Here is a 17,716-nt window from a genome sequence, read left to right as displayed (position 1 = left end):
GAAGAGCAATGACCCCAGTACGCCGCATCGCCGCCGCTGCCATCGTGGCAGTCCTCGGTTTCGGAGTCGTCGGCATCGGGGCCGGCCCTGCCAACGCAGACACCACGTGGGGCGGAAAAGCCAAGGCCCCCACGAGCATCGACACCACCTGGGGGGGAAAGATCAAGGCCCCCCGCTGACACGAGCCGTGCCATGATGGGCACGTAGCAAGAGAGCTGGGACACGGACCCCTCAACCCCCCACGAGTTCTGGTCCGACGGCCTCCCCCACAGGCCCGTCCCGGCACCGAGGGCAGCACTTCACCGAGGTGCTGCCCTCGTCTCTGTCCCGGCTCGAGGGACCTGCTCCGGCACGCACGGGCGCGCTCGGTTCAGCGAGCCGGCTCGTCGTCCTCGCGCCCCGAGATGCCGCGCTTGCCCATCTCGTAGCCGAGCTGGAAGCGCGTCTCGACCTCGAACTCGTTCTTGAGGTCGGCCACGTAGGCGGCGTACGTGCGGGGGCTGACGCCCAGGCGCTTGGCGCCGGCGGGATCCGCGCGACCCTCGAGCAGCATCCGGATCGTCATCGCGCGCTGCTCGGCGGCGATGTCGCGCATGAGGGAGCTCTCGCTGTTGGTGAAGGGCCGCGCGCGCTCCCAGTGCCGCTCGAACATGTCGACCAGGTAGCCGACCATCGACGGCTCGTTGATGACCATCGCCGTGGTCAGCCCCTCGTGGCTGGGGATCAGGGCGATCCGCCGGTCGACCACGATCAAGCGGTTGAAGAACTCGTCGAGGGTGCGCACCTCGGCGCCGGCCGCCGTCACGGCGGCGACGTACTTGCGGGTGTCCGCTCCGCGTCGGGCGGCGTGCTGGTAGAGCGTGCGCATCTTGACCCCGCGCTTGAGGGCGGCGATCTCACGCGCGCCCGCCGCCCCGAGCTGCTTGACCCCGCGACGGTCCTGGGGCTGGGCGGTGAGCAGCTCCACCTCGGCGTCGCTCACCAGCGAGGCGAGGAAGTTGCCGATCGTGGCGAGGCCCCGGATCTCCGCGAAGGGACCGCCCACCGCGTGGGGCGAGCGGCGCCAGGCGTGGGTCAGGGTGCTGAAGGCCTGTGCCCAGTGGGCCGACTCGGCGATCAGCTCGGCGCCCTGCTGGCCCAGCGGCGCGACCACCTGCGCCTGGACGGCGGCCGGGTCCACGGCGCGCCACTGGTCGTCGTCCTCGGCCACCAGCCCGACGTCGACGAGGAGCTCGAACGCGCGGTGCAGCTCACCGCCCTCGAGGATGCGCTCGTCGGTGCGGCTGATGCCTCCGGAGCTCACGATCTCCTCGTAGAGGGGCGACGACTGCTCCTCGAAGAGGATGCGCTCCTGCGGCCCTAAGGGCATGGCCCACCTCCACTAGACCTCGTCCCGTGGGGAGGAATGGTGCCACACCCCTCCCCACGTGGCTGGGCGGACGACGGACCGAGCCGTCAGGCGTCCAGGCGTGCCCTCAGGGTGTCGAGCTCGCTCCAGAGCACGGCCGGCAGGTCGTCGCCGAACCTGGCGAACCACTCCTCGATCTGCGGGATCTCGGCCCTCCACTCCTCGGGGTCCACCGCGAGGGCCTGCGCGAGCTGCTCCTCGGTGACGTCGAGGCCGTCGATGTCGAGGGAGCCCGGCGCCGGCACGTGGCCGATGGGCGTCTCGACCGCCGCCGCCTGCCCGTCGATGCGCTCGATGACCCACTTCAGCACGCGGCTGTTCTCGCCGAAGCCGGGCCACAGGAAGTCGCCGTCCTCGCCGCGGCGGAACCAGTTGACGTAGAAGATCTTCGGCAGCTTCGCGGCGTCGTGGTCCTTGCCCATGCCGATCCAGTGCCCGAAGTAGTCACCGGCGTTGTAGCCGATGAACGGCAGCATCGCCATGGGGTCGCGGCGCACCACGCCCACCGCGCCGACGGCCGCAGCGGTGGTCTCCGAGGACAGGGTGGCACCCATGAAGGTGCCGTGGTTCCAGTCGCGGGCCTCGGTGACCAGCGGGATCGTGGTCTTGCGGCGACCGCCGAAGAGGATCGCGTCGATCGGCACGCCACGCGGGTCGTCGTACTCGTCGGCGAGGATCGAGCACTGCTTGATCGGGGTGCAGTAGCGGCTGTTGGGGTGGCTGGAGAGCTCGCCCGACTCGGGCGTCCACGGCTCGCCCTTCCAACTGGTCGCCTCGGCGGGGGTGTTCTCCAGGCCCTCCCACCACACGTTGCCGTCGGGCGTCAGCGCGACGTTGGTGAACACCGAGTTGCCCTTGCGGATGGTCTCCATCGCGTGCGGGTTGGTGTGCTCGTTGGTGCCCGGCGCGACGCCGAAGAAGCCGAACTCCGGGTTGACCGCCCACAGCCGCCCGTCCTCGCCGATGCGCATCCAGGCGATGTCGTCACCGATGGCCTCGACCGTCCAGCCGGGGATCGTCGGCTTGAGCATCGCGAGGTTGGTCTTGCCGCACGCGCTCGGGAACGCCGCGGCGACGTACTTGGTCACGCCCTGCGGCGAGGTGAGCTTGAGGATGAGCATGTGCTCGGCCAGCCAGCCCTCGTCGCGCGCCATGACCGACGCGATCCGCAGGGCGTAGCACTTCTTGCCCAGGAGCGCGTTGCCGCCGTAGCCGGAGCCGAAGCTCCAGATCATCCGCTCCTCGGGGAACTGCACGATGTACTTGGTGTCGTTGCACGGCCACGCGACGTCGTCCTGGCCGGGCTCGAGGGGCATCCCGACGGAGTGCAGCGCAGGCACCCACCTCGGGTCCTCGCCCCGGGCCTCGAGCTCCTCGATGCGACGCAGCACGTCGGTGCCCATGCGGGCCATGACGCGCATCGAGACGGTGACGTACGCCGAGTCGGTGACCTCGACGCCGAACATCGGCTGCTCGGCCTCGAGGTGACCCATCACGAACGGGATGACGTACATCGTGCGACCCCGCATGCAGCCGGCGTACAGCCCGCGCATGAGGTCCTTCATCTTCGCCGGGTCCATCCAGTTGTTCGTGGGACCGGCGTCGCGCTCGTCGACCGAGCAGATGTAGGTGCGGTCCTCGACGCGTGCCACGTCGGTCGGGTCGGAGGCGGCGTGGAACGAGTTGGGCATCACCTCGGGGTTCAGCCGGGTGAACGTGCCGGTCGCCTCCAGGGCCGCGGTGAGCCGCTCCCACTCCTCGTCCGAGCCGGTGCACCAGTGGATGGCGTCGGGCTGGGTGAGCTCGGCGACCTCGCTGACCCAGGCCAGGATGCCCTGGTGGGTGGTCGGCGGCTCGGCGTCATTCATCGTGGGCGTCTGCGGGTCGATCGTTGCTGTCATGACCGTTTCCTTCAGCGTGCGGAGCGTCTGGTTCGCGCGGCCTCGTTGTCGGCGACTTGCGGGGAAACTAGCCCTCTGCCCCATGTCCACATATTGGATCGATCACAGGGTTGTGACCTGCGTCTCGCCGCTCATCCGTTGAGTCGTTTCAGCACGCGTGGGGCCTCCCGGACGCACGAAACCCCCGTCCCGGCGGGGGTTTCGCGACGGTGCCGGGATGTGCCTCGCGGCCCCGGCGGGGCTCAGTCCTCCTGCTCGAGGTCGGCGGCGACACGTCGGTGCGCCTCCCAGATCTCCTCCGGCATCCGCTCGAACTGCGACAGGTGCTCCTCCCGGAAGCCCATCTCCTGCTGCCAGCGAGCCTTGTCGATGCTGAGGATCCGCTCGAGGTCCTCCGCGGGCACGTCCACGCCGCGGAGGTCGAGCTCCTCCTCGGTCGGCAGGATGCCGACGGCGGTCCGCCGCCCCTGGACCTCGCCGGCCTTGAGCTGCAGCAGCCACAGCAGCGGCCGCAGGTTCTCGCGGTAGCCCGGCCACAGGAAGTGGCCGTCCTCGGGGTCGCGCTGGAACCAGTTGACGTGGGCGAAGATCGGCTGCTCGGCGGCCGCGCCCACGACGTCGAGGTAGTGACGCGCGTAGTCGCCCTCGCCGTAGGCCATGAAGGGGCGGTTGGACATCGGGTCGTAGCGCAGCTGTCCGTCGACGCCCTCGGCGGCGAACGTGGCCTCGGCGCCGAGCGTGAGACCGTCGTAGACGCCCTCGGCGAGGTCGGTGATCGCGCGGATCAGCGGTTCGCGGTCGCGGGTGCGTCCGCCGAAGATGATCGCGTCGATCGGCACGCCCGCCGGCTCGTCGTAGTCGGGCGCGATGTTGGGGACGTTGGCCAGGGTGGTGGTGAAGCGGCTGTTGGGGTGCGCCCAGGCGGCGGTGTCGTCGTCCTTGCGGTCCGCCAGCGGGGATCCGGTCCAGTCGAGCCAGCCCCGCACGTCGGCCGGCGGCCGCGGCGTCTTGCCCTCCCACCACACCTCACCGGTCGTGGGGTTGTAGGCGACGTTGGTGAAGATCGCCTGCGAGCCCTCGCCGATGGACTGCAGGGCGTTGGGGTTGGTCACCTCGTTGGTGTCCTTGGCGACGCCGAACACGCCGTACTCCGGGTTCATCCCCATGAGCCGGCCGGACTCCTCGTCGACCCACAGCCAGGCGATGTCGTCGCCGTAGAAGGACACGTGGTAGCGGTCGCCGAGGGCGTCCGGAGCCGCCATCATCGCGAGGTTCGTCTTGCCCGACGCGCTCGGGAAGCCGCCGCAGACGTGCCAGATGTTGCCGGTCTGCTTGTCGTGGATGCCTATGAGCATGTACTGCTCGGCGAGGAACTTCCTGCTCGCCCAGCCGTCGTACGCCCCCTGCCGCAGGCCGTGGGCGATCTTGCCGAGCAGCGCGTTGCCGCCGTAGGACGAGCCGTAGTGGAGGATCGTGCGCTCGTCGGCGACGGTGACGAACCACCGCTGGTCGTCGGCCGTGCCCTGGCCGAGGTGCTCGAGGTCGCCGGTGACGTGCACGGCGCGCACGAACGAGTCCGGGTCGTCGAGGTCGTTGACGAACTGCACGCCGACGCGGGACATGCGGATCATGTGCAGGACCACGGTGCGGGTGTCGGTGAGCTCGACGCCGGCGGCCCACGGCTCCAGGACGTTGCCGGCCGGAGCCATGAGGTAGGGGATGACGTACATCGTCTTGCCCTCGGAGGCGCCGCGCATCCGGTCGTGCAGCAGCGGCTTCATCTCCGAGGCCGGACGCCAGTTGTTGTAGACGCCGCGGTCCTTCTCGTCGCTGGTCGCGACGACCGTGCGCTCCTCCGAGCGCGCGGTGTCCTTGTGGTAGCTGCGCGAGTAGTAGCGGCCCTCGCCCGCGCGCTGGAGCTCGCCGGCCTCGACGGCCTCCTCGAGCAGTCGGGCGTCGTCCGAGGCGTTGACCACCTCGATCCGCGCCGCCCCGGTGAGCTCGGCGTACTCCTTGACGAACTCGCGGACCCGGGGGTTCGTGAGCCCGGCCTCGTCCATGACTGCCTCGAGATCTGCCATCGCGCTGCCTCTCAGTCTGCGGCGGGTGCGGACCGCCGCGTGTGCGGGTGCTAGGCACCATAGGGCACCGCCACGGGGTCGGGACCGGTCCTTCGGACGTGCTGATTTCGCTCGTCCGGAGTACGTCGGCTATCCTCGACCAGTCCTCGCGGGCCGCACGGTTCGCGCAGACGGGCGCCTGTAGCTCAACGGATAGAGCATCTGACTACGGATCAGAAGGTTTGGGGTTCGAATCCCTACAGGCGCGCAGCACACGGAGCCGCAGGTCAGCGAAGCTGCCTGCGGCTTCGTCCATCTCCTGACTGCACGCCGCGCGTCGTCGACCGGCCGCCGGCAGCGCTCGTGATCTCGCCCACTGCGCGGAATCGATGACGGGTCGAGCACCTTGACGATGGCATGAGCCTGCTGTTCTCCCCCATCACCCTCCGTGAAGTCACGATCCGCAACCGGGCGTGGGTGGCGCCCATGTGCCAGTACTCGGCCGTCGACGGCGTCCCCGGTGACTGGCACCTCGTCCACCTCGGCTCGTTCGCCCGTGGCGGGGCGGGCCTGGTGCTCGCCGAGGCGACGGCGGTCGTCCCGGAGGGACGCATCACCCCCGACGACACCGGCCTGTGGAACGACGAGCAGCAGGCGGCATGGTCGCGGATCGTCGACTTCCTGCACACCCAGGGCGCGACCGCCGGCGTCCAGCTCGCCCACGCGGGTCGCAAGGCGTCGACGTACTCCGGGTTCGACGGCAGGAGGGGCGGCGTGCCTGACTCCGACGGCGGCTGGCGTCCCGTCGGCCCGTCGGCCGCCCCCTACCCCGGCCTCCGCGACGACCCCGAGCCGCTCGACCGTGCCGGCATCCGCAGCGTGGTCGAGGCCTTCGCGGACGCCGCCGGCCGCGCCGTGGCCGCGGGCTTCGACGTGGTGGAGGTGCACGCCGCACACGGCTACCTGCTGCACGAGTTCCTGTCGCCCGTGTCGAACCTCCGCGACGACGAGTACGGCGGGAGCTTCGAGAACCGCGTCCGGCTCGTGCTCGAGGTGACCCGGGCGGTACGCGACCGCGTGGGCGCCGGCGTGCCGCTCCTCGTCCGGGTCTCCGCCACGGACTGGATCGAGGGCGGCTGGACCGCGGACGAGACGGTGCGCCTGGCGGCAATGCTGCGCGCGGAGGGCGTCGACCTCGTCGACACCTCGACCGGCGGCAACGTCGCCGCCGACATCCCGGTGGAGCCGGGCTACCAGGTGCCGTTCGCCCGTCGGATCCGCACCGAGGCCGACGTCCCCACCGGCGCCGTGGGCCTGATCGTCGAGCCCAAGCACGCCGAGGAGATCCTGGCCGAGGGCTCGGCCGACGTCGTCCTGCTGGGTCGGGAGCTGCTCCGCGACCCGCACTGGCCGCTCCGGGCCGCCCACGAGCTGGGCGAGACCGACCACGACCTGTGGCCGGTGCAGTACCTGCGCGCGGCTCGGTAGGGCCGGCCGGCACCACCCCCGTGAGGCCGGTCGCTCCCGGTGCGGCCCGACAGCTCGGTGTCGACGTCGAGCACGACCCCTCTCGTCCCGGTCCCGGCCGTGCACCGCTGCAGGCCAGGCCGCGCCGGGTCACCCGGTCGCGCGGCCTCGCCGAGGGCAGGCGAAGCTCACTCTCGAGCCTGCGACGAACGCGAGCGCCACCCGGTGGCCACCGCCGCTGAGGCAACGACGGTCAGCAGCCAGAACATGCCCGACGGCGACCGGGCCAGCAGCGACGGTGTGACCAGCGCGAACAGCGCCGCCACGGCCCTCGCGGCGGCGATCGTGACACCTTGGAAGGCCGCGCGGTGCCGCGGCGCGACGACCTCTTGTGCCCACACCTTGTACAGCGCCTCTCCCACGTAGGGGTAGGCCAGCGCGTAGAGCACCAGGGCCGCCACGATCGTGGTGAGGGAACGATCGACCGTCATGGCCAGCATGCCCTGGGAGACGACCAGCAGTGCTGCGGCCCAGGGGTAGACCGCGCGGCGCCACGGTGAGTCCGCCACGAAGCTGAAGACCAGCGTGCCGATTAGGCCGACCAGGGTCGTTGCGAAGGCGAAGCCGGTGGCAGCTGATTGACTGGCGCCGCCGACCGTGACGAGCAGGTAGGGGCGGAAGCTGCCGAAGGTGTTGGCCACGAGGGTGTAGAGCACGTAGAAGACGGCTATCCGCGCCAGGCCACGCGCCGTCTCCGCGGGCTGATGGTGCTGCGTCGCGTCGGGTGCGGTCGTGCCGGGATCTGCGGCGGGTGGGAGCCTTGCGAGTGCATGACGGCGGGCAGCCCACGTCACCATCGCCACGACCGCCAGACCAGCGAACACCCCCCGCATGCCTGCCAGTCCGCGGGACGCGACCGCGAACGCCGCTGCGCTGGACACGACGATGCCGACCGTCCACATCACGTGGGTGGCCGCCACCATGCGTCCTCGCAGCCGTCGTGGGACCCGATCGGCCACGAGCGCGATGGACGCGGGCAGGTCGGCCCCGGACGCGAACCCGAGGATCCCCACCGCGGCGACCAGCACCGGCCACGAGGACGCGCCTGCCACCAGACCCGCGCCCACGACGTACAAGCCGACCATGGCGGCGAACACACGACCTCGACCGATCAGATCGGCCAGCGGTCCGCCGATGAGGGCGCCGGCAGCGATCGCCAGTGTCATCGTGGCGCTCACCGCCCCCACCTCGGCGTTGCTCAGAGCCAGGTCGACCCGCCACAGCGGCAACGCGGAGCCCACCGAGATGATCGCCGAGCTGTCCAGCAACGACGCGGACCCTGCCACGAGCACGAGCCGCAGCGTGGCTCCTCGCTGGTGGGAAGCGGCCGCCTCAACCTCCGGAGAGCCTTCGCTCGGCGTACCGGAGGACGCTGTCACGACGGGGCGCCACCTGTCGACGCGCGGACGACCAGCCGCGGCTCCAGCTCGACCTGCAGCGGCCCGACTGGCTCGGAGCCGGGGGCTGGTGGCTCCATCTGGGCGAGGAGCAGCTCGGCCACGGCCACGCCCATGCCCTCCTGAGGGGTGCTGATGGTGGTCAGTGGCACGGCACCGAGTCGAGCGAACTCGATGTCGTCGTAGCCGACGACGGCAACGTCCTCTGGGACGGAGACCGAGGACCGCAGGGTCTGGGACAGCCCGAGGGCCACCAGGTCGTTGACGCAGAAGACCCCCTGCGGCAACCCGCCCGCGGGGCGTCGCAGCAACTGGGCGGCTGCCGACTCCCCACCGGCGACCGAACGCTCAGCGCAGGAGACGACCTCGAGAGTGGCATCGGGGTGCTCGGCGACCACCTCCATCGCTCCTCGGAAGCGCTCCGAGATCTGGTGGAGGTCGAGGGTGTCGGTCACGAACGCCAGCCGACGACGGCCGGTCGAGATGAGGTGTTCCGCGGCCAGTCGCCCTCCTTGGCGATGGTCGACCGACACCGACGGCTGATCGGGACGGGTGGCACGCTGGGCGCTGAGCACGCTGGGCATACCGGCTCGCCGGAGGCGGGCCAGGTCGGGCTCCAGGTCGGTGACCGGGGTGATGACCAGACCCGCGACTCGCTGCCGCTCGAACAGGTCGATGAAGGCGCGCTCGCGCTCCGGATCGCCTCCGTCGACGGCCGAGAGCAGATGCATGCCGGCCTCCGCGAGCCTCGCGCTCATCGCGTTGGTGATGGCCGGGGTCCGCGCGCTCGCGAGCTCGTAGGAGATGTAGCCGACGACGGTGCTTGTCCTCCGTCGCAGGTTGCGCGCGGCGTCGTTGGGGGCGAAGCTCAAGGTGTCGACCGCCGACCGCACCCGCTCCCGCGTGGCCGCGGACATGCGCTCGGGCTTGTTGAAAAAGTTCGACACCGTCGTCGCCGAGACGCCCGCCAGGGCAGCTACGTCACGGATCGTGGCGGGATGGCGGACCTCGGACATGGCCAGCACATCGTACGGTCAGCCGCTCGCGGCGTTGCCTTTCACGTCACGCACCGATGGACGGCGGCGGGGGCTCGCGGACCCCCGCCACCGTCCGTTCGGTTGCCGGTACTAGCTCCGGCGGACGACCTTGACCGTCGCCTTGCCGCGGCTGGCCCTGGTCGCCTTGTCGCCTGGGTAGATGACGACGACCTTGTGCTTGCCGGCCTTCAGGCGCGGCAGCCGGGTGGTCGCCTTCGCCGAGCTGTTCAGCTTGACGCGCTTGACGAGTCGACCGTCGACGCGGACCTTGACCTTGCCGCTCGGGGAACCGGTGGAGCGGACCTTGACCTTCACGGTCGCGCGCTCGGTGGGCGCGAGCTTGCCGGGCTTGACCTTGACCTTGACCGTGGTCGCCGCCTTCTTCGCGAGCGGGGCCACGGAGATGTCCAGCGCGCCGCCGGCGGCCTCGAACGTCACGTACCCGTCGGCGAACTTCGCGTCACGTGCCCGGGACTTCCCGGCCAGCCACACGCGCTGGCCGTTCACGCGCACCACCGAGCTTGCGTCGGCGGGGACCGCGACGGTGCCGGAGGTCCCGGCAGGTGTGGTGACGTCCATGTCGAACGTCCCGGCCTTCTTGTCGGAGGTCCACGAGGCGTCGATCGCGCCGGTCTCGGTGGGAACGACGCCCTTGCTGTAGGCCAGGTTGCCGGGGTGCGGCTTGATGGCCCACGTGGAGTAGCCGGCGCCGACCGGCCTGACACCGAGGACGGACTCGGTCAGCTGCACGGTGGGCGACGCCGCCCAGCCGTGCGCGAGGCTGGCGGTGGTGCGGTTGACGCCGCCGTTGGTGTTCTTGAACTCCCAGAACGCTCCGGTGTAGAGCGGGTTGGCCGGGTCGATCATGGTGCCCCAGGTGCGGCGCATGAGGTCGAAGGCTCCGGCGGTGTCGTTGACGGCCAGCCGGCCGCCGGTCTCCATGCCGATGCCGAAGGGCTCGATGGTGTGCCCGGTCGGGTCGACGAGCCCCTCACCCATGATGGCGCCGTGGGGGTTCCAGTTGACCTTCAGCGCCTCGAGCACCCGCTGCTCCTGGCCCTTGGGCACGAAGCCGTACTGCAACGCGAGGCCGTTGACGTCACCGGCGATCAGGTCGGGCTTGAGGTCGCTCTGGCCGAACACGCCGAGGCGCTGGTTCCACAGGGTGCTGGTGACGGCCTGCTTGATCTTGTCGGCGGTCGCGTCGTACTCCGCCGCCTTGGCAGCGGACCCGATCTCGCGCTCGTACCACGCCATCTCGCGCAGCAGGATGTAGTAGTCGATGCTGAACTTGGTGACGTAGCCGGGCATGTAGGACTGGAAGTAGTCCCGGTCGCCGCGGGTGTAGGTCGGGTCGTCCGGGTTCGCCGGGTTGCGGGGCGCGATCAGGTTCTTCTCGGTGTCGAGGAACCGGTGGTTGTAGGCCACCGCCTCCCGCACGTCGCCCAGGGTCTGCCGCGCGTACGCCTCGTCACCGGAGTAGCGGTAGTAGTCGATGATCGAGCGGGCGCCGTAGCCGGAGTAGTTCACCGAGTAGTAGATCGGTGCGCCCTGCCCGACCTCGTACGGGGCGTTGGGGCCGCTGGCCGGGTTGGTGTTGAGCCGTCCCTTGTTGAAGTCGGGCGACCCCGGCAGGTGGCCGTCGGCGCGCTGCTCGCGGATCAGCTCCTCGAGCGACCACTTGACGTACTGCTCCCCCACGTCGCCCAGCGTGCTGATGGCGGTCGGGCCCTGGATGATCAGGTCGCCGGTCCAGATGCTGCCGTCGCGCTTGGCGCCGTCGTAGATCCGGCCGTCGGGCAAACCGCGCAGCCCGGGGAGCTTGAGGTTGGTCTGGAGCGTGTACGCGCCGGCGTACCAGAGGCGGTTGAGCTCGTCGTCGCTCGACTCGAACCAGCCCTTGTAGTCCTTCGGGGTCGCCCGGTAGGCCTGGAAGTCGACGCCGAGGTCGCGGATCGTCATCGTCCCCGGCGTGGTGAGGGTGAGGAGCGCGAAGCGGAAGCCGGGGTGGACGCCGGTGTCGACGCGACCGGGGCCGGTCGGGGTCAGCAGGTCGTTCCCGCCGACCAGTGACTGACCGGGGTTCTCGTCCGACGAGGGTCCCTCGGCAGCGCTGGTCACGGGGGTTGCGGGAACCGCCGGGACGGGCGGGGGTCCGGGCTGGGCGGGGGCGGACCGGAACACCGGAGCCGTCAGCGGGGAGCTGAGGGTGATGGTGCCGGCTCCGTTTCCGGTGCCCGCGTTGGGCGCGAAGGCGACCACGGTGCGGCGCTGGGCGCCCTCACCGGACCCGATGACGACATCGCTGTTCACCTCGATGTTGTTGGTCGACGCGACAGGGATGACCGTCGAGCCCGCAGGCGTGTCCGCCGTGATGGTCGTGGCGAGCGGGCGGCGGATGAAGGAACGGGCCTCGCCGGTCGCCACCTGGATCGTCGGGAGACTTCCGCCCGAGGACGCTGCGGCGGTGCGGACGACGTCGAAGAAGAGCGGCCCGCTCATCTCCTTGCCGAAGTCCACGAGGACCGAGGCGGGGGTCTGTCCCTGGTGGGTGGTGAGCGTGACGCCGCCGTTGCGCTCGACGAGCGCCGCTGCCCGGTTGACGTCGCCACGGGTCTCCGTGACCGCGGTCGGGTACACCTGGGGCGAGTCCGGGCCGAGGACGTACTTGTGCCAGCTCGCCTCACCCGCAGGCGGGGTGGACGGCGCGGCGCTGCCGGAACCCGTCACGGCGAGCGACAGGCCGCCTGCGACGAGCAGTGCTGACGTGGCCAGGGAGGCGGCGCGGACGGCGCGTCCCGGCATCGTGTGCTTCGACATTCGTTCTCCAGTGCTTTATCGATACACCTGTGGTCGCCGGGACGGGGTTGTCTCGTGACGACGCTCACAGTAGGCGGCGTCTTTGAAACGTTGCAAGGCTTCTGACCGGTGTTTGTCATCGACGGACAGCCTCCTTGACGGCCCACATCGGCAAGGCGTCCACTAGGCGCGTGTCCATACGTCGTTCGTCTCAGTTGACCGTTTCACCAACCGCGAGCGAGAGCGCGGCACGCGAGCGCGCGCGGACTGGCAGCGGCCGCTTGCTCGCCCACGAATGGGACGCCCGCGACGTCGCCATCGTCGCGATGCTGGCGCGCAACGCCGGCCGCGAGGAGATTGCTCGCGAGCTCGGGTGCTCGGCCGCCACCGTGGACCGTCGTACGAGCGCCCTGCGCCGGCGGCTCGGGGTCCGTACGACGATCCAGGTCATCGTCCAGGCGGTCCGTGAGGGCATCGTGTGACCCGCCGCCTCGAACCGGAGTCCTCACTGCGGGTGGACAGCTCTCCGTTGGTCGTCAGCCTGCGGTCGTGGAGCGTCCGGGTCCCGCAGCACGGCTGCGGGGAACCGGCCGCCCCCTCGGCGGGCGCGCCAGGCCCCACCCCTTGCGGCTGACCCGCGCGGAAGCGACGCATGACCCGTCCGCCGACCAGGCCCACGCAGGCGGGTGGTCCGCGCTGGCCCAGTCGGGTGATATCGACCCTGTTCGCTCACCGAGGCGTAACCGTTCAGGTTCCACTTCGTTGCCGTCGACCCCCGTCGGCGATCCGTAATCCACACCACGGGAGCAACAGATGCACAAGAACACCAAGGCCGCCCTCGCGGTCACCACGGCATCGGTCCTGCTGATCGGCGGAGCCGGGACACTGGCGTCCTGGAACGACAGCGAGTCGGTGAGCGGCGGTGACATCAGGTCCGGCACGCTGAGCCTCGTCGAGGCGGCGGGCCAGGGCTGCGGCGAATGGATCCTGGACGCCGCGGGCGGTGGCGAGGTCTTCTCGCCCGGATCCACTCTCCTCGTGCCGGGCGACGTCATCACCCGGACGTGCACCTACACCGTGAACGCGTCTGGCGCGCACCTCAAGGCCACGGCGGGTCTCGGCACGCCGGAGTTCGCCGCCGCAAGCGACGCCGACCTCGTCAAGCAGCTCAAGCCGAGCGCCGTCTACACCCTCGGCGCCGCGGGTGCTGGAACCGCTGCCGCAGCGCTCGCTGACGGAGACGCCATCACCAGTGCCGACAACGGGAAGGTCCTGACCGCTGTCGTCAGCGTGACGTTCGACGCCGCCACTGCCGGCACGACCGCCCAGGGCGTCACCGCGACGCTCGACGCGCTGACGGTCTCGCTGAGCCAGCAGCACGCCTGATCGTCGATGTCGGTCCTCAGGCGGGCGTGGCGCGTGACCACGTGGGCGGTGCTGCTCGCCGCCGGCGCGGCGATGGCCCTCGCGGTCGTCGTGCCGCGCCTCGCGGGGGCCGTGCCCTACACGGTGCTGACCAGCTCCATGGAACCGACGATGCCTCCCGGCACCCTCGTCGTCGTACGTCCCACCGAGCCCGAGGACATCGGGGTCGGCTCGGTGATCACCTACCAGCTGGACTCCGGTGAGCCGACGGTGGTCACCCACCGGGTCGTCAGCCAGGGCGTCGACGCCGAGGGCGAGCCGGTGTTCCAGACCCGCGGGGACGCGAACGCTGTGCCCGACCGGCGCTGGGTGCGGCCGGTGCAGGTCAGGGGCGAGGAGTGGTACGCCGTGCCGTGGCTCGGCTTCGCAGGTCAGCTGCTGACCGCGGAGGCACGCCAGGCCGGGACCCGCCTCGTCGCGGCCGCGCTGCTCGTCTACGCGGCCGTGCTGCTGGGGTCGGGGCTCCGCGCGCGGCGCCCGGCCCGCGACGACGTCAGGGCCCAACATGTCTAAGCGCAGCATGTCCAGGCGCGCCATGTCTGGGCGCGCCACGCCGTGGCTCCCCCGCAGGGACGCTGCGGCGCCCACCGGCGGGCCGGGGCGTCCCTCGACGCGGACGGCGGGCCGGACCTCCGCACGGGTCCGAGCCCTCCTGGGCCTGGGGACGGTGCTCGTCCTCGCGACGCCCGGCACGTACGCGCACTGGACCGACGAGGCCGAGGTCGCCGGCACCACCGTCACCGCGGGCACGCTCGACCTCCGCGTGGACGGCCAGGACCAGATCGCCGGCTACACCGCGCTGGACCTGTCAGCGATGGTCCCGGGGAGCTCGACGGCCGCCGTGCTGACCGTCAGGAACACCGGGACGGCGCCCCTGAGGTACACGGCCGCCACGTCCGCCACGAACCCCGACGGCAAGGGGCTCGCCGGCGCGCTGGCGGTCAAGGTCACCGGCGACACGGCGACCACCGGTGTCGCTCCTGCCGCCACGTGTCCGGGCCCGGCATGGTCCGGCACCGCCGCCAGCCTCGACGGCCCCCTGATCGCGAGCGGCAGGCTGCTCGCCCCGGGCGGGTCCGAGCGGGTCTGCGTGCAGGTCACGATGCCGTCGACCGCGGCGGCCGCCCTCCAGGGCGCGACCACGTCCGTGCGCATCACCGTCCACGGCACCTCGGACGTGTCGTGACGCGCGTCCGCCACGCCCTGCTGACCGCGTCAGCGGTCCTGGGCTGCCTGTGCCTGCTCGCCACGGTGTGCGCGCTGGCGTTCGACGTCCGTCCGATCGTCTTCCGCTCCGGGTCCATGTCCCCGACCATCCCCACCGGCGCGCTGGCGTGGGTGCACCGGGTCGACGCCGCCGACATCGCCGCCGGCGACGTGGTCGCCGTGACCACGACGAACGGGGCTCGGGTCACCCACCGCGTCGTCGGCGCGGCCCTCGAGGGGGACGTCGCGACGCTGCGGCTGCAGGGCGACGCCAACCGCGTGCCGGACCCCCAGCCGTACCACGTCACCGCAGCCGAGCGCGTCGTGCTCGACGTGCCGTGGCTCGGGTACGCCCTGGGCTGGCTCGGGACCGGGGCGGGACGCTTCGCGCTCCTCCTCTACGGGGCGTGCCTGCTGCATGTGGCGCTCCGCCCGTCCGCGGAGCCCCCCGTCGACGCCGTCCCGGCCGCGTCGCCGGTTCCCCACCCTCGCGCGGACGCGGGGCGCGGGCGGCGTGGACCACTGCGCGTCCTCACGCTCGCCGTGCTGCTGATCGCCGGCGCAGCGACCGGCGTCACCCACAGCGCCCCGGGGTGGGCGTCGTGGACCGACACCGTGGCCCTGAGCGGCACCTCGCTGCGCGCGCACGCGGTCCTGCCTCCCCCGTCCGTGAGCTGCGCGGGTGGCGGCCTGCTGGAGGCGCTGACGTACTCGTGGCCCGACCAGGACCCGCGCTACGGCTACCGGGTGCGGCTCACCGACGCCCAGGGGATGCTCCACGGCGCGGACCGCGTGGTGGCGCCCAGGTCGGGAACGACGACGTACAGCGTGGCGTATGCGGCTGCCGACCTCCCCCTCGGCGGCTTCACGGTCCGCGTCAGCGCCTTCCTGGCGGACTCGCCGTCGTGGGCCTCGTCGACCGGGACCGTCGCCACCGGCCGCAAGTCGCTGCTGGGGCTGGGGCTGACCACGACCTGCTCCTGATCCGACCGCTGAGGCGTCCGTCGCACCGGAGGAGTCGTGGTCGACCGGCTCAACCGCCTCGTCGTACCCCACTCGCCCGACGCGGCCTAGCCTGCCGTCATGACCGATCGGGCAGCGCCGAGGCGGGTCGTCCTCGACGTCGACACCGGCATCGACGACGCGCTGGCGCTGCTGTACGCCGTCGCGAGCCCGGCGCTCGAGCTGTGCGCGGTGACCACCGTGGCGGGCAACGTGCCGGTCGAGGTGGCTGCCCGCAACTCGGCGGCCGTGCTCTCCCACGCCGGTGCGGCCGACGTGCCGGTGGTCGTGGGCGCCTCGCGCACGACGACGGGCGCCGGGCCGCGGAGCGGACCCACCAACCACGGACCCGACGGGTTGGGCGACGTTCGCGTGCCGCCCGGCCCCCACCCGGCGCGGATCGGCGTGCGCGACCTTGTCGCCGAGGCGGCCGGGAGCGCTGCGGTCACGCTCGTGGGGCTCGCACCGCTCACCAACGTCGCCGGGCTCGCGCCGCTCGCCGAGCGGCTGGTCGCGGTGGCCGGCGAGCTGGTGCCCGAGGACCCGCCGGAGTTCAACGCCGCCCACGACGCCGACGCCACCGCCCGGGTGCTCGCCGCGGGTCGGCCGACGACCCTCTACGTCGCCGACGTCTTCGCGCAGGTCTCGGTCACCCCGGCCGACGTGGATCGACTGAGGTCGTCCGACCGGCCGGCGGCGCGGCTGGCCGGCGAGCTGCTCGCGGTGCGCCGGGGACACCTGGTCGGCGACGCCGGCGCGCTCGTCCTGCTGACGCACCCGCACCTGTTCCGGGTCGAGCCGCGACGGCTCGGCGTGGTCGGCGACGTGCTCACCGAGGTGGCGGACGGCCGCTGGGTGGACGTGGTCGTCGACGTCGACGCCGCGTCGGTCGCGCGGGCGTACGTCGACACGCTGCTGGCGGTGCGCTGATCAGCGGTCCAGCAGCGGGCGCCCCGGGTCCCAGGTCGTGCCGTCGCGCTCGTCCTGCCGTCGGCGGGCGATCGCCGAGAGCGCCTCGAGGACGACCCTGTTGGCGAGGGCCGCGGTGATGTCGGCGTGGTCGTAGGGCGGGCTGACCTCGACCACGTCGACGCCGACGACCGGCAGCTCGAGACAGATGCGGCGCACCGAGTCGAGCAGCTGGCGAGCCGACAGCCCGCCGGGCTCCGGCGTACCCGTGCCCGGCGCGTGCCCGGGGTCGCAGACGTCGATGTCGACGGAGAGGAAGACGCCCTCGCACTCGTCGGTCGCGATCGCGAAGGCCTCGGTGAGGCACTCCTCGAGGCCGCGGTGGACGATCTCGGTCATCTCGTAGGACCGCATCCGCTCGGCCGCCATCCAGTCCAGCGTCTCGGGTCCGGGCCAGTAGCCGCGGAGGCCGACCTGGAGGAAGCGGTCGCCGCGCAGCGCGCCCGACTCGATGAGCCGGCGCATCGGCTGGCCGTGGCCCCACAGCGAGCCGAACTCGATGTCGCCGGTGTCGGCGTGGGCGTCGAAGTGGATCATCGAGACCCGCCCGTGCCCGAGGACGTTGGCCACGCCCTTGGCGTCGGGGTAGGCGATCGAGTGGTCGCCGCCCAGCACGACCGGGATCGCACCGGCGCGCGCCACCTTCTCGACGGCGGCCTCCAGGGCGGGGAGGGCGACCTCGATGTCGCCGGAGTACATCTCGACGTCGCCCGCGTCGTAGACCACGAGGTCACGCAGCGCGTCGGTGCGCAGGGCCAGCGACGGCCGGGAGCCGTCGTGCGGCAGGTAGTCGGTCATGCGGATCGCCTGCGGCCCGAAGCGCGTGCCCGGCCGGTGCGACGTACCCCCGTCGAACGGCGCGCCGACGATCACGACGTCCGCGTCGGCGTACGTCGCCTCGTCGTCGAGGTCGCACGCGGGCACGCCGAGGAAGGTGATGTCGGGACCGAACTGAGCGCCGTAGCGGGTCATGGCCCGACTCTAG

The 17,716-nt window shown here is 71.7% G+C and carries 14 protein-coding genes and 1 tRNA gene; 8 read left to right on the top strand and 7 right to left on the bottom strand.

Annotation, left to right across the window (positions count from 1 at the left end):
* Positions 1-370 precede the first annotated feature (370 nt).
* From J3P38_RS09380 to J3P38_RS09370, 3 genes are all read right to left on the bottom strand, one after another.
* Positions 371-1,369, bottom strand: a complete 999-nt coding sequence (locus J3P38_RS09380; protein ID WP_210503391.1) for a phospholipase D-like domain-containing protein — start codon at positions 1,367-1,369, stop codon at positions 371-373.
* Between the two features lie 86 nt (positions 1,370-1,455).
* Entirely contained in the window at positions 1,456-3,309 is a 1,854-nt protein-coding gene (locus J3P38_RS09375) for a phosphoenolpyruvate carboxykinase (GTP) (RefSeq protein ID WP_210503390.1), read from the bottom strand.
* 242 nt (positions 3,310-3,551) lie between these two features.
* The gene (locus tag J3P38_RS09370; protein ID WP_210503389.1) at positions 3,552-5,390 is read right to left on the bottom strand and encodes a phosphoenolpyruvate carboxykinase (GTP); all 1,839 of its coding nucleotides are present in this window, start codon (positions 5,388-5,390) and stop codon (positions 3,552-3,554) included.
* Between the two features lie 174 nt (positions 5,391-5,564).
* Between J3P38_RS09370 and J3P38_RS09365 the strand changes: the two genes are divergently transcribed.
* Positions 5,565-5,637: transfer RNA gene (locus J3P38_RS09365), tRNA-Arg, on the top strand.
* Between the two features lie 149 nt (positions 5,638-5,786).
* Positions 5,787-6,857, top strand: a complete 1,071-nt coding sequence (locus J3P38_RS09360) for an NADH:flavin oxidoreductase/NADH oxidase (RefSeq protein ID WP_210503388.1) — start codon at positions 5,787-5,789, stop codon at positions 6,855-6,857.
* 167 nt (positions 6,858-7,024) lie between these two features.
* On the opposite strand, the gene J3P38_RS09355 is transcribed toward J3P38_RS09360, so the two are convergent.
* From J3P38_RS09355 to J3P38_RS09345, 3 genes are all read right to left on the bottom strand, one after another.
* Positions 7,025-8,188 (bottom strand): MFS transporter, encoded by a 1,164-nt coding sequence (locus J3P38_RS09355; protein WP_210503387.1) that lies wholly within the window; start codon positions 8,186-8,188, stop codon positions 7,025-7,027.
* A gap of 83 nt (positions 8,189-8,271) precedes the next feature.
* Positions 8,272-9,309, bottom strand: a complete 1,038-nt coding sequence (locus J3P38_RS09350; RefSeq protein WP_210503386.1) for a LacI family DNA-binding transcriptional regulator — start codon at positions 9,307-9,309, stop codon at positions 8,272-8,274.
* Between the two features lie 111 nt (positions 9,310-9,420).
* On the bottom strand, positions 9,421-12,150 hold the full coding sequence (locus J3P38_RS09345; protein ID WP_210503385.1) for an alpha-L-rhamnosidase C-terminal domain-containing protein: 2,730 nt from the start codon (positions 12,148-12,150) through the stop codon (positions 9,421-9,423).
* Between the two features lie 260 nt (positions 12,151-12,410).
* On the opposite strand from J3P38_RS09345, the gene J3P38_RS09340 reads away from it, so the two are divergent.
* From J3P38_RS09340 to J3P38_RS09315, 6 genes are all read left to right on the top strand, one after another.
* A complete protein-coding gene (locus J3P38_RS09340; protein ID WP_210503384.1) occupies positions 12,411-12,611 on the top strand; it encodes a LuxR C-terminal-related transcriptional regulator in 201 nt (66 codons plus the stop codon).
* A 331-nt stretch (positions 12,612-12,942) separates the two neighbouring features.
* Entirely contained in the window at positions 12,943-13,515 is a 573-nt protein-coding gene (locus J3P38_RS09335; RefSeq protein WP_210503383.1) for an alternate-type signal peptide domain-containing protein, read from the top strand.
* 33 nt (positions 13,516-13,548) lie between these two features.
* Positions 13,549-14,067: a signal peptidase I gene (locus tag J3P38_RS09330; RefSeq protein ID WP_210503382.1), complete on the top strand. Its 519-nt coding sequence runs from the start codon at positions 13,549-13,551 to the stop codon at positions 14,065-14,067.
* Complete coding sequence (locus J3P38_RS09325; protein WP_307807825.1) at positions 14,060-14,740, top strand: SipW-dependent-type signal peptide-containing protein; 681 nt, start codon at positions 14,060-14,062, stop codon at positions 14,738-14,740. The genes J3P38_RS09330 and J3P38_RS09325 overlap by 8 nt, the downstream gene beginning before the upstream one ends.
* Positions 14,737-15,744, top strand: coding sequence for a signal peptidase I (locus J3P38_RS09320; protein WP_210503380.1), 1,008 nt, complete (start codon positions 14,737-14,739; stop codon positions 15,742-15,744). Before J3P38_RS09325 ends, J3P38_RS09320 begins: the two co-directional genes overlap by 4 nt.
* Positions 15,745-15,843: 99 nt before the next feature.
* Complete coding sequence (locus J3P38_RS09315; protein WP_210503379.1) at positions 15,844-16,692, top strand: nucleoside hydrolase; 849 nt, start codon at positions 15,844-15,846, stop codon at positions 16,690-16,692.
* Here the strand turns inward: J3P38_RS09315 and speB are convergent, their stop codons facing one another.
* A complete protein-coding gene (speB, locus tag J3P38_RS09310; protein WP_210503378.1) occupies positions 16,693-17,703 on the bottom strand; it encodes an agmatinase in 1,011 nt (336 codons plus the stop codon). It abuts the gene before it with no gap.
* Between the last annotated feature and the right edge of the window lie 13 nt (positions 17,704-17,716).

Source organism: Nocardioides xinjiangensis, assembly GCF_017916455.1.
Classification (GTDB): domain Bacteria; phylum Actinomycetota; class Actinomycetes; order Propionibacteriales; family Nocardioidaceae; genus Nocardioides; species Nocardioides xinjiangensis.
This window is presented reverse-complemented; position numbering and strand designations above follow the sequence as displayed.

Bases quoted from the DNA above. Each gene is read 5' to 3' on its own strand.
- J3P38_RS09325 (WP_307807825.1), top strand. From the start codon at position 14,060: ATGTCTAAGCGCAGCATGTCCAGGCGCGCCATGTCTGGGCGCGCCACG.
- J3P38_RS09375 (WP_210503390.1), bottom strand. From the start codon at position 3,309: ATGACAGCAACGATCGACCCGCAGACGCCCACGATGAATGACGCCGAG.
- J3P38_RS09370 (WP_210503389.1), bottom strand. From the start codon at position 5,390: ATGGCAGATCTCGAGGCAGTCATGGACGAGGCCGGGCTCACGAACCCC.
- J3P38_RS09335 (WP_210503383.1), top strand. From the start codon at position 12,943: ATGCACAAGAACACCAAGGCCGCCCTCGCGGTCACCACGGCATCGGTC.
- J3P38_RS09350 (WP_210503386.1), bottom strand. From the start codon at position 9,309: ATGTCCGAGGTCCGCCATCCCGCCACGATCCGTGACGTAGCTGCCCTG.
- J3P38_RS09360 (WP_210503388.1), top strand. From the start codon at position 5,787: ATGAGCCTGCTGTTCTCCCCCATCACCCTCCGTGAAGTCACGATCCGC.
- J3P38_RS09345 (WP_210503385.1), bottom strand. From the start codon at position 12,150: ATGTCGAAGCACACGATGCCGGGACGCGCCGTCCGCGCCGCCTCCCTG.
- J3P38_RS09315 (WP_210503379.1), top strand. From the start codon at position 15,844: ATGACCGATCGGGCAGCGCCGAGGCGGGTCGTCCTCGACGTCGACACC.
- J3P38_RS09380 (WP_210503391.1), bottom strand. From the start codon at position 1,369: ATGCCCTTAGGGCCGCAGGAGCGCATCCTCTTCGAGGAGCAGTCGTCG.
- speB (WP_210503378.1), bottom strand. From the start codon at position 17,703: ATGACCCGCTACGGCGCTCAGTTCGGTCCCGACATCACCTTCCTCGGC.